Annotated in this window: 10 protein-coding genes; all 10 read right to left on the bottom strand. The window is 30.3% G+C overall.

The genetic code is table 11. The annotated features are described in order from the left end of the window. Positions 1–2 precede the first annotated feature (2 nt). Positions 3–374 carry a DUF771 domain-containing protein gene (locus IGI63_RS00050; protein ID WP_002408082.1) on the bottom strand — a complete coding sequence of 124 codons (372 nt, stop codon included), beginning with the start codon at positions 372–374 and terminating at the stop codon, positions 3–5. 983 nt (positions 375–1,357) lie between these two features. After that, on the bottom strand, positions 1,358–2,728 hold the full coding sequence (locus IGI63_RS00045) for a glycoside hydrolase family 1 protein (RefSeq protein ID WP_429975101.1): 1,371 nt from the start codon (positions 2,726–2,728) through the stop codon (positions 1,358–1,360). Continuing rightward, positions 2,721–4,067 carry an alpha-L-fucosidase gene (locus IGI63_RS00040; protein WP_429975100.1) on the bottom strand — a complete coding sequence of 449 codons (1,347 nt, stop codon included), beginning with the start codon at positions 4,065–4,067 and terminating at the stop codon, positions 2,721–2,723. The genes IGI63_RS00045 and IGI63_RS00040 overlap by 8 nt, the downstream gene beginning before the upstream one ends. Beyond that, positions 4,064–5,080, bottom strand: coding sequence for a LacI family DNA-binding transcriptional regulator (locus tag IGI63_RS00035; protein ID WP_002408079.1), 1,017 nt, complete (start codon positions 5,078–5,080; stop codon positions 4,064–4,066). The genes IGI63_RS00040 and IGI63_RS00035 overlap by 4 nt, the downstream gene beginning before the upstream one ends. Before the next feature lie 20 nt (positions 5,081–5,100). Beyond that, complete coding sequence (locus IGI63_RS00030) at positions 5,101–6,411, bottom strand: PTS sugar transporter subunit IIC (RefSeq protein ID WP_002408078.1); 1,311 nt, start codon at positions 6,409–6,411, stop codon at positions 5,101–5,103. Between the two features lie 1,014 nt (positions 6,412–7,425). After that, positions 7,426–8,373: an EndoS/ChiA family endoglycosidase gene (locus IGI63_RS00025; protein ID WP_025188388.1), complete on the bottom strand. Its 948-nt coding sequence runs from the start codon at positions 8,371–8,373 to the stop codon at positions 7,426–7,428. Positions 8,374–8,438: 65 nt separating this feature from the next. Further along, positions 8,439–9,263 (bottom strand): carbohydrate ABC transporter permease, encoded by an 825-nt coding sequence (locus IGI63_RS00020; protein ID WP_002408076.1) that lies wholly within the window; start codon positions 9,261–9,263, stop codon positions 8,439–8,441. Between the two features lie 11 nt (positions 9,264–9,274). Then, on the bottom strand, positions 9,275–10,174 hold the full coding sequence (locus IGI63_RS00015; RefSeq protein ID WP_025188387.1) for a carbohydrate ABC transporter permease: 900 nt from the start codon (positions 10,172–10,174) through the stop codon (positions 9,275–9,277). Between the two features lies 1 nt (position 10,175). Then, complete coding sequence (locus tag IGI63_RS00010; RefSeq protein ID WP_002408074.1) at positions 10,176–11,549, bottom strand: ABC transporter substrate-binding protein; 1,374 nt, start codon at positions 11,547–11,549, stop codon at positions 10,176–10,178. Continuing rightward, positions 11,539–12,343: EndoS/ChiA family endoglycosidase (locus tag IGI63_RS00005; RefSeq protein WP_429975099.1), on the bottom strand; the 805-nt coding region annotated here is incomplete at its 5' end. The genes IGI63_RS00005 and IGI63_RS00010, both read right to left, overlap by 11 nt.

Genomic DNA, 12,343 nt, shown 5'->3' with positions numbered 1-12,343 from the left:
AATTATACCGCATCTATCTGAAAACTGGTAAAAATCTCGGAAAAATACTCTTCAATAAACATTAACATCTTACTTTCTAATATATAATATTTGCCAGCACTACCACCTTTTGGATACGAGACACAACCATTGGGATTTTCTCTTATATCTAAGATTTTTTTAAATCTCGGATTTAAAAGAATTCGTTCATTAAACATTGGTCGACTTAAACAAGTATGTTTTTTCCTAAACGCTTCTACAGAAATACAGTTTCCTTTAAAACCCGCTCTTATTAAATGATCGTACTCCTCTCTTTGAATTAGAATGAAATTTTTCGGTAAGAGTATTTGAGCACTATATTCTATCACTTGTTCCAATTTTTTCACTTCTTTCATCCATTCAGTTTAAATTGTTTATTTTTCTTTCTATATGATAAATATCTCTTTAAATCTATCAGCTGCTTTTGTCAAAAGCATCATAGGAATTTCACCTCTCCCCTCGTTATGGCGAGCCTCACGGAAGTATCATTAGTTCATTTACGAATCTTGGCCTTAATTGACAGTTAAGTTGCTTTAGAAATTATTCGCTCGAAGAATTTTTTTCTTTGTCTTGGCGTAGCTAAAACATGCTCCTCGTAAATGGAAGGTACTGATAGATTTTTATTTAGTTGTCAAAGAACATGAGCTGGAAATTTAATGGTTGTTTCCTGCTTCATATCTATAACAACCTGTGAAGAGGGATTTTCAATATACAAAAATAAGTTTATCCAAAAAGGTCAAGTATCAAATTAGAATACACCTAGATGTTTGTCTATGCTTAACCATTTTTCTTAATTTATCAAAATTATATTCTGTATTTTTTAAAACAGCTTTCTTACTATACATTTTATAAATTCTAAATAATAATTTCACTCACTAAATTTTCTTTTTAAGTACTTTTAAAAATAATTCCGACAAATTTTTTCTGTTTCTTTTCCTATATTGAAAGCATTTCACAAGAATTCCTAAAAACAAAATAACTATTAAGATCACTATCAAATTATTACTCAATTATTTAAACTCTTTATTCTCAATTTTATAACTTTAATATAAGAATACATGGCATATTTTAAACAAATACTCTATCTAGATATTGTATAAAAACAAAAATCCTAACTACAGTTTTTTCATATAAACGCTCTACTCTTATAACAGTAGTATGTGAGGTTTCTTTCACAAAACTCATAGTGAATTTCTGCCTAAAGGTAGGAAAATATTTTTGTGAATAGACCCGAATTATTAACTAAACAAACTAAGACTACCACTATATCAATGCAGTAGGCTTAGTTTATTTGATAAACATATATTTTATTAATTATTGAAAATTTCCTTACTTCGAACTAAAAACCGTTATTTTTACTGATCCACTTCATCCATTTACCACTCTTTTTCATCGTTCGTTCCATAGTTTCTAAGTCAACTCGATAAAAACCATAGCGGTTTTTATATCCATTTAACCATGACCAACAATCTAAAAATGTCCAAGCGTGGTAACCAAAGCAATTACTACCTTCAAGAATCCCCTTGTGCAGGTAGTATAAATGTTCCTTCATAAAATCGATTCTATAATCATCTTCTATTTCTCCTGAAGAATTCATAAACTGTTCTTCATTAGCTACACCCATTCCATTTTCACTCACATACCAAGGAATGTTATTGTACTTTTCTTTCATCATCATCGCTACATCATAGAGGGCTTTCGGATAAACTTCCCATCCCCTGTGAGGATTTATTTTCTTATTTGGCCAATCATAATTACTATAAAAATCAGACGGAAGTTTTGCTGGTTCATTTTTGTTACTAGGCGCTTGAACTCTTCTTGGTTGATAATAATTTAGTCCAATAAAATCCACTAAATTATTTTTGATCAACTTGTTATCTCCTATTTTTACCTCTGGCAACAAACCATTGTCAGATAATAATACAACTAAGTCGTCAGGAATTGTACCTAATACTGCAGGATCAAGAAAACTTCGATTATTCAATAAATCAGAATGGTAGCCTGCGAGCAAATCTTCCTTTTCTTCGCTCTTAGTATAAGTGGGAGAAATGTTTAATATAATTCCGATTTCTCCAGAAATTTTCAAATCCTTAAAAACCTCCACCGCTTTTTTATGTGCGAGCAACGTATGATATGCCACCTGCACTGCCCTTTTAAAGTCAACGATTGCTGGGTAATGATATTGATACAAATAACCACACTCTACATGGACAATCGGCTCATTAAACGTCGTCCATTTTTGAACAAGGTCGCCAAATAATTCAAATGCTGTTTGAGCATAATAAGAAAAAGAATCAATAGATAATCGATTCTCCCATCCCCCTGTTTCCATCAACCACATAGGCATATCAAAATGAAAAAGGTTAATTATTGGTTCTACTCCATGACTTAGCATCGCTGAAAAGTAATCACGGTAAAAATCTACAGCTTCTTGATTGATTGTTTTTCCATCAGGAAGCAGACGTGCCCAAGAAATAGAAGTCCTCAAAGAATTAAAACCAATATCCTCCATTCTTTGACAATCTTTTAAATAATGATTATAGACGTCAGAGGTAATCTCAGGACCGTGCATTTCGTGAAATTTACCAGGAGCTATATTAAACCAGTAATCCCAGGTGGTAGCTGTTTTACTAAAATTCAAACTTTGTCCTTCAGTTTGTGGAGCAGACATAGCTGCTCCCCATAAAAAATTTGGAGGGAATTTATTCATTATTTTTTTCCTCACTTCCTAAGATAAGCTTTACCCCTCTAATTTCTTTAGATTCTATAGTAAGTTTATTGTCCTTCAAATCTATCTCTTTACCTGTTTTAATATCGATACAACTTATAATACTTGCTTTACTATTCAAATCATTAAGATCTAATATATATTTTGATTGTACGTTGACTAACGGAAGCAAAAAAGCAAATATTTTATTATCTTTTTTAGTTAAATACCATTGATTATTGATAGAGTTGACTCTATAAGGTCTTGTTTGATAAATTCCTTCTCCGTAAATATCTAACCACTTACCTAATTTAATCATAATTTCCTGTGCTTCTAAAGGTAAGGTACCGTCTGGTTTAGGACCAACACCTAAAATCACATTTCCGCCTAAAGAAACTATCTGAATAATTGTTTTCAATACCTCTTCAAAAGATTTATATTGATCATCTGGAACGTATCCCCAATTTTTAGCTAATGGGATATTACTTTCCCACGCTTTCATTGGAATTTTCTCAGGTATCTTTCTTTCAGGTGTTACATAATTTTCAAACTCTCCTCCAATTGTACGATCAACTACTAATAATTCAGGATTTATTTTTCTTAATTTTGAAACTATATCATGCATATTTAAAAATTCATGATTTTTAGCATTTACCCAACCTCCATCAAGCCATAAAATATCTAAATCTCCATAATTTTTATTTAGTTCTAACAATTGATTTTCTACAAATTGATTATATTTAGTCCACATCATTGGATTTTCTAAAGGATTATAACTCGCATATCGTCCTATTGGAGCTTCTCCTGGAACCCAATATAAAGGACTGTGCCAATCTGCCTTAGAGTAATAAGCACCCGTAGATATTCCCTCTTCATTAAATGCTTTGACTAATGAGCCGAAAATATCAGCATTTGAATTTTGAGCATACGGACAATCTGAATTTGTTATTTTATAAGTGGTAAAGTGCGTATCATACATGTTGAAACCATCATGATGTTTTGTAGTAAACAACATATATTTAAAACCAGCATTTTTCACTTTTTTTGCCCAATCATTCGGATCGAATTTTACAGGATTAAAAGAATGATTTAATTGCCAATAATCCTTTCTTAACGTTTCTAAATCTTTACGCCAAGGCTTCTTTCTTGCCCAATTATCCTCTTTTGACAATTGCCAAGATTCTACAATACCAGCCAAAGAATATAATCCCCAATGGAAAATAATTCCTATTTTTTGATCTTTAAACCATTCAATTTTTTTCTGTAAGGGGAGTGATAACGTGGGATACGCTTCTTGATCGGTCGCTTTATTTTCTTCTATATCTAGTCTTATCTTACTCACTCTATCACCTCATGATTTTCGGTAGTTTTTCCAATTGAACTACTCCATACTATATCATTTTCTATAATAATTTTTTTCTTTGTAAGAACATTGTTGTTTCTAATTCTTTCTAAAATACGATTAGCAACTACTATTCCTATTTCTTCAACTTTTTGTTTGACTACAGTCAAATCAGGGGCAAAAATTTCAATTGTATCAAAATAATCATAGCTTGCATAAAAAATATTTTTGCCTATCTCTACATTTTGATTATTAAGTACTTTTAATGCACCGAGTGACATATTATAGTTACAAACAAATACAGCAGTGACCTCTTTTTCCAATAAATATTGCATGCCTGTAGTACCACTCTCTTTTGAGTAATCTCCATAGAATATCAAATCTTCAGGAAGAGATTTTGCATGTTCCTCAAATGCATCAAAGACACCTAATAAGCGTTCTCTAGCAACATAATCATTCTGCGGGGCTGTAATAATACCAATTTTTTCATAATTTAAATCAAGCATTTTGTTAATGACCGTATTTGTGCTTATCCGATCATTTACAATAACAGAGTCAACTTTAGGTAAATCTAAAATAGTAAGAACAGAAATAACTGGAATAGAAAGTATTCTTATACTTTCTATTTCTTCCCATGACTGTTCTATACCCACCATTACAATCCCGTCAACAAAACGGGATTGTAAATAGTCAATTTTTTCTACTATTTTTGATGGATCATTTCTATAACTAACTAATTGAATAGTATATCCGTGTTGTTCTAAAATATCGTAAATATGCGCAACTAACGTAGCACTAAAATTACTCTGCATATTATCTAAAAGCAAACCTACAGATCTTGATTGACTACTTTTTAATCCTTTGGCAAAAAAATTTTCTTTATAATTGAGTTTTTCTATTGCTTCTTTGATTTTTTTAACATTATTTTCCCGCAAAGTGTGACCATTTAAATATCGAGAAACACTACCTACAGAAACGCCTGCTTCTTTTGCAACTTCTTGAATCGTTACCATTAAAATGACTCCTTACTCTATTATTTTTCTATGTTTGTAATTTCCTTATTACTAGCAATTACAAATGGTAAATATAAAAATATGTCTAAAATAAATAGTGCTGCAGATAACAATGTCGCTGGAATATCTCCAGCTGTTGTCACCCAAGCAGTTAAAATAGGCGGCAAAATCCAAGGAGGGATAACAACACTTTTTGCGACAATCCCCCATACGGTTAAAGGGTAAGCTATTGCTAAATTAATTAATGGGATAGTAATAAATGGGATAACAAAAAAAGGATTCATAACAATGGGAATACCAAACATGATTGGTTCAGAAATATTAAAAATACTTGGTAAAAGCCCTAATTTACCAATTTCACGATAATCTTTTCTTTTAGATCCAATGAATATAGCGATAAGTAAAGGTAAGATTGCACCAGTTCCTCCTAATAATGTATACATACCAATCCAAGGATTTGTAACAATATTAGGAACTGTATGCCCTGCAGAAAAAGCATCCATATTTTGTTGAATGGCTGTCAACATGGAAGGCGAAGTAACTGAAGATACAATATTTTGACCATGTAGTCCAAAAAACCATAACACCTGAGTTAATAACTGAACCACAAAGAGCCCTAACGGTGATTCCATGGCATATTGCAAAGGTGCAGAAATTAATTTTTCGATTAATGATGGAATTGTCATACCCGTAGTCTCCACAAAAGTAAAAGTAATCACGGCAAATATAATAATCACTAAACATTCTGGAATCAGCGAATTAAACGAATCAGAAACTGCTGGTGGTACACCATCTGGCATTGATATTCGTAATTTTTTATTTTTAGATAAACGTAATAAAAGTTCTGTACCCAATAGCCCCGCAATAATACCAACAAACATTCCTCCAGATGAAGTTAATGTTTGAAGATACACTCCTGTAACATTTACAACCTTTTGGGAGCCTTCCAAAGTTACGGGATTAATCAAAGGAAACATGATCAGTGTTAAAGCTAAACTCAAAATCCCTGCATGTATAGGATTAAAGTATTTAGAGTCAATATCTCCAGCTGTTATATAAAAATTAGCTAGGCGATAACCAATTAGAAAGGTTAAATAAATAGTCATAATCCCCATTGTTCCGTTATTAACCATTGATGCTAAAGCAGATAATGAACTAAGCTGCTTTATATTACTAAATATAAGAGCATTCAATAAAATAAACAGAGAGTTAGCCATAATAATAGGTGTTATGTCAATAAAACTATCACGAATAGCTACAAGATGTCTTTGATTAGCCATTTTTGAAGAAAAAGGCATTAATAATGTACTTATCTTATCTGTAAACGTCATAAAGACCCCTGCTTTCTGTATTTAATATTCCCTAACCAATAAACTTGAATCGATTCAAGTTTATTAAAACACAAAATGTATTCGTTTTCAATATTTTTTATTATATATAATAAAAAAACGTAGAAAACCAATTTACACATATTATTTTGATATCGATTAAATAATTTTCTGTATGCTCTGCAAGTAATTAACATGCTTACAAAAATTTAATACCAAGTTTACATTCAAAAAATATGTTAAAAAAATTAATATTTAGTAATTTTTAATTTTTTTCTTGCACAGATATAATTTTTTTGTAATTAATTATTTAAACCTTCTATATATTCCATTCTTCTTTACAGATCTTTAATAAAGATGTGATTAAAAAGTTTTTTCTTATACACCTTAGTTACTACAAATTATGAAAAATTATTATAATTATAATTGAATAACAAGCAGTATTACAAATACTAGTATAATGTTTATTAACAATTTTACTTTACCAGCAGCATCTTTGTATACATTCTTAAATTTTTGTTCAAGATACTAAACCTCTTCATAGCTAGTGTATAATAAAATAAAACTAATTAGTTATCCACAAATTGTGCCTATATTAATTTGCAAAATTTTTTCAAAAATTTATGTTCTCATTATATATTTTTATTTTCAAATTATTTATATAAAATGAGATGTTTAGTTGCTGACCATTATCTATTTATTAACTAATTTTAAATATATCAGTATCTAGTCCTATCTAGAAAATTTTTTTAAATAAGCCAGAAAAAAATAATTGACAAACTTTTTTTGACTTCAACTTTATTCCTAAGACACCATTATTTTATAATAAAATAATCTAAATAGCCTCATGATTTAAATAAAGATAATTTTAAATCATGAGCTATTAGATTGCTTAAGTAATCTATTGTTTGTTACAAAATTAAACAATATTTAGAAAAGATATTTTTAATTTTTAGTGTAATTTTAGAAATTTATCCACAATATATATTTGCTTTATATTAATTTTTCGATAAATATTTATTTTTTTATTTCATTTGATAGACGTATTGACCATGAAAAATCAGTACATTTTATTTTATCATCTCCAGTTATAACACCATCCCTGTCTACAGCATAACCAAAAATACCACCTTTGTGTTTACCACCTACATTTTTGGGTTCCCATTTTGCAAATTGATAGGCACGACTGGTATTGAACGGTTCCTCAGTATCTTTCCATGCCGTTCCATACTCTTCATAAAATGAAAAACCTATAACAAATTGTTCGGGTTCAATTAACTCTCTAAAAGTTTCCCACTCAGAGTCCAGACTAGATAAAGACCTCCCATACGCATCAGAGAATACGTAATTGTATACTTTGTGTGTTTGGTAAAAAAGAGAATCCGTACCCGGTAAATTAGTATCATATACGAACATTTTTCCTGTATTTGATTTTTTACCTATCGCTTTAGATAGTTCATTAATTACTCCAGCTGCCCTCTGTAACATTTCTCCACTAAGTGATTCTTCTGCATTAACAACTAATCCGTCGTATGATTCTAAGTCTAAATAATAATTACAAATCTCTTTAGCGCGCTTTTCATATCCAGAAGTATTATTATCAAATGGATGCAGATGTTTTGCTTCAATAGGATCCTTAAAGTATTGCGAATATAATGCTCGTATAGGGAAATTTCTAATTACTTTAGTTTCATTCTTATGGAGAATTTCTATCTGTTTTGGTAGATCATTCCAAAAATTAGCACTTTCCTCTCCATTCGGAAAAACAACTGCAATATCGACTTCTTTTGGCAATTCACTAATCTTATTTTTATTTATACTAGGATTTGAAGTTTTGTCTCGCCACGCTCTAAAATATCCAATATAGTTTTCCTTACTCTCTGCATATACCGTTACAGGATTTTTAAATCCTATAACAATAAAACTCACTATAATTATAATTATTAGTCCCCTTAAGTACTTCAATTAGTAAACCTCCATAAATTAAGAAAATTTGAACACATAAAATACATTTTTTGAATACACAATATCTATTTATTTGCTCCCCCTAAAGAAAATCCATTAGACATAAATCTCTGAGCTACAATATATAAAAATATAACAGGAATTGTATACAAAATTGAAAAAGCTGCTAATTGTCCATAGTTAACTAATCCGTTACTTCCAAAAAATTGGAAAATTGTAACAGAAGCTGGTAACTTTTCTGGTGTACTTATTAAAATAAAAGGTACAAAAAAATTACCCCAACTTCCCGTAAATGTAAAAATACCTATTGTACATAGCCCTGGTAACATCAATGGAACAATTATTCTTCTAATACCAGTCATTATTGATGCTCCATCAACCCATGCTGATTCTTCTAGAGAAACAGGAACTGAATCCATAAAATTTTTCATCATCCAAATTGAATATGGCAAACTTACTGATATCATAAATATAGTAGTAGAAATCAAAGAATTTTGAATTTTAAAAAACAAAAAAACTTGAAATACTGGAATAATCGCAGCTGTAATTGGTAATGACGTGAGAAATAAAATACCTAACAAAAATTGTTTTTTTCCTGGAAGATGATATCTAGAAAGCGGATATGCAGCTAACATACTAATGAAAACAACAATTAAAGACTGTACAGTCGATAAAGTTAGCCCAATCCAAAAAGAATGTCTAATCTCTTTATCAAAAATAATTGTTTTAAAATTACTTAAAGAGATTTTTCTAGGTACATGTATTGATTGTGTTGCATGTATATCAACAGAAGAAAACACCATCCATATCAAAGGAGTTATAAAAAGTATACCTATTATAGATAATAATATATAATGAACTAGTTGAATCTTATTACGTTTTTTCAACATTTTTCTCTCCTCTAAATTTCGACTTTTAATACTTTTATATAAATAATACTTGAGAGTGCTCCGATAATTAAAATAGCTAAAGAGATTGTAGTACCATAACCAAGTTGGTAATTTACAAACGCTTCTTGATACATGAACACTGGCAAAGTCGCCGTTGCATTTGATGGTCCTCCGCCAGTCATAGTATATATTAAAGAAAATACTCCAATAGTTTGTAAAGTGACTAACATGATATTAGTCGCTATAGTCCCTTTCATTAAAGGAATAGTAATTCTAAATAATACTTGGCTTCTTGTAGCACCATCTATAATTGCTGCTTCTTCTATTTCTTCAGGAATATCATCTAAAGCAGCTTGAAATACCATCATTGAAAATGCAGTACCTCTCCAAACATTTGCTATAATAACAGCGACCATTGGAAATTCAAAAAGCCACGCAACAGGTTTTATGTTAAATGCAAATGTTATAAACTGATTGAATGTACCTTGATCACTTAACATAGAAACCCAACAAAAAGCAACTACAACTTCAGGAATTACCCATGCAGATATAATAATTAATCCAATAACTCTTCGAAAGTTTTTATTTTTGCCCTTCATCATAAAAGCAATTAAAAATCCTAGCAAACATTGTCCGAATACTGCAGATAGAAGAACAAAAAGTACAGTTAGAAGAACGGAATGATAAAAATTTTGATCTGAAAGCATGTTTACAAAATTCTGTAGCCCGCTAAAGTGGAAGTGTGCTGCAGCCTCACCGGTAAGCGATAAATTTGTAAAAGAAAAAACTATTGTCAAAATCATTGGTATTATAAAGAATAGTGCTAATAAAATTAGCGTAGGAGACAATAACATGATAGAAACTAAATAATTTCTTTTTTTTATCGCTTTATTTACAAAATCTAAAGACATTTTATTTTTTCTCCTCACTTATATTTATGACGTGATCATTACCAACTATTTTTTCTATTTTTTCAGAATATTGATTAGCAGCTTTTTCTGGACTAATTGCACCAGAAGCTACGGATTCAACAAGTTGTTGAATTACAACAGATACTTTAGGATATTCATCACTTTTTGGCCTGAAATATGCGTTTTCAAGTGCTTTTGTTGATTGCTCTATATATGGTTTATTAGTGTATTGACTATTTTTAGATACATCTTTCCTAACCGCTAATGTTCCTTCAATTTTTGTGCGATTAATTGTTGTTTCATTGCTGTTCATTGCTTTTAACACTTCAAATGCCGCTTTATGATTTTTTGATTTTTTAGGTATGGACCAAGTCCATCCCCCAGACATTGTTACAAAACCAGGTTTTTTCCCATATTCAGTAGGCATAAGATTAAATTTAATAACCTTTTCATAATTTTTGACTGGAGATATTCCATCTGGACCCCAATTTCCTGAATCCCAATTGCCATCTAATGCCATCCCTACTTTATTTTTTGTTATTAAATCATTAAATATAACAGATCCATAGTTACTATTCATTGCTACTGATAGACTTGGTCCCACTTTATAAATATTATAAATATCATTTATAAATTTAAATGAATCAAGAATACCTTTCGAACCAACAATCCATTTGTCCTTTTGGGCATTATACAGTTCTTCTCCAGTACCATATAGAAGCATTTCGAACGTCTGCATAGAAACACTTTCCCCATTTGTCGTTGATACTGCCATCGCAAATGGGATAGTATCGTCTTTTAAACTTTTTTTTATTTTATTAGCAGCATCTAAAATATCTTTCCATGAGTGTGGTGACCAATCTGCTGGAATTCCTGCTTCTTCCAAAACTTTAGTGTTTGTCCAAATTCCTCTTGAATCTGTTGTTCCCGGAATTCCATATTGTTTACCATCTGCACCTTGTCCACCTATTTTTAAAGAAGGATAATATTCGTCCCAATCTTTCCATTTTTTTAAGTAATTATCTAAAGATAGTAAATATCCAGCACGAGCATCAGAAGACAAAATAAATGAATCCTCATTTACAATGTCTGGAGTTGATTTTCCTGAGCTCATTGATAATTGTAGTTTTGAATAATAATCACTTTCACTTGCGTATATAGGTTCTAATTTAATTTTTATTTTAGGATGTTTTTTTTCAAAATTAGAGATCCATCTTTGATTTAGAAGAGATCTCATAGAATCACCTTCTCTTGTTGCACGCCAAGAAATTTTAACTGTCTTAGTATTTGTCTCAGCTTTTTTTGATTTACATCCACTAACTAATATTAATGAAAACAGACAACATAATACTAAATTAATTTTCTTAATTTTCATTATTTATTCTTCCTTCACTTTTTGATAGCATTGATTTTATTTCCTTCAAATTATTAAAATTTGTAAAAATTATTTTATCTTCTCCTTCAGACACCCCATCTCTGTCTGCTGCATAAGCGAAAACCCCTCCTTTATTGCCTTCGTTAGGTTGCCAGTTAACTAACTTTTCAATTCTGCTATCATTTAAATCATCAGTCGTATCTCTCCAACGCTCTCCATACTCTTCATAAAAAGAAAACCCTACAACAAACTTACTTGGACTAATATAATTTTTGTATCTATTCCAGAGATTAGTGACCTCTTCAATATTCTTTCCATAACAGTCTACAAAAACATACTCAGTTTCACATGATACGAGTGAAAATAATTCAGAAAAATTTAATAAGATATCATGATCGTAAATCATGAACGTGCTATCCCCTCTTTCTAATTTCATTTTTTTATAAAGAGCATGCCAAACACCTGATGCAACTTTGATTTCATTGCTATCTAGAGAGTGATCTACATCTATTACAACACCAGTTATTCCTGAGTAAAATAAATAATTACTATACAAATCATTTGCCCTTTTCATATAGCCTAAATTATTTTTTTCAAATGGAGATAAAGGATGACTATTTTCCTTTAGAAAAAAATCATCTTTAATTAAAGCATCTACAAACAACGTTCTTGCGACAGCGATATCCTTATTTTTTAAAATTTTGATTTCTTCAGGCAATTTCTTCCAAAAATTTTCTTGTACTTCATCATTAGGAAAAATAATTGCTATATCGACTTCTTCGGGAATGTCTGAA

Source organism: Enterococcus sp. DIV0086, from assembly GCF_050498705.1.
Taxonomy (GTDB): domain Bacteria; phylum Bacillota; class Bacilli; order Lactobacillales; family Enterococcaceae; genus Enterococcus; species Enterococcus faecalis.
The sequence above is the reverse complement of the archived record's forward strand: the minus strand, read 5'-3'. Positions and strand labels throughout refer to the sequence as shown.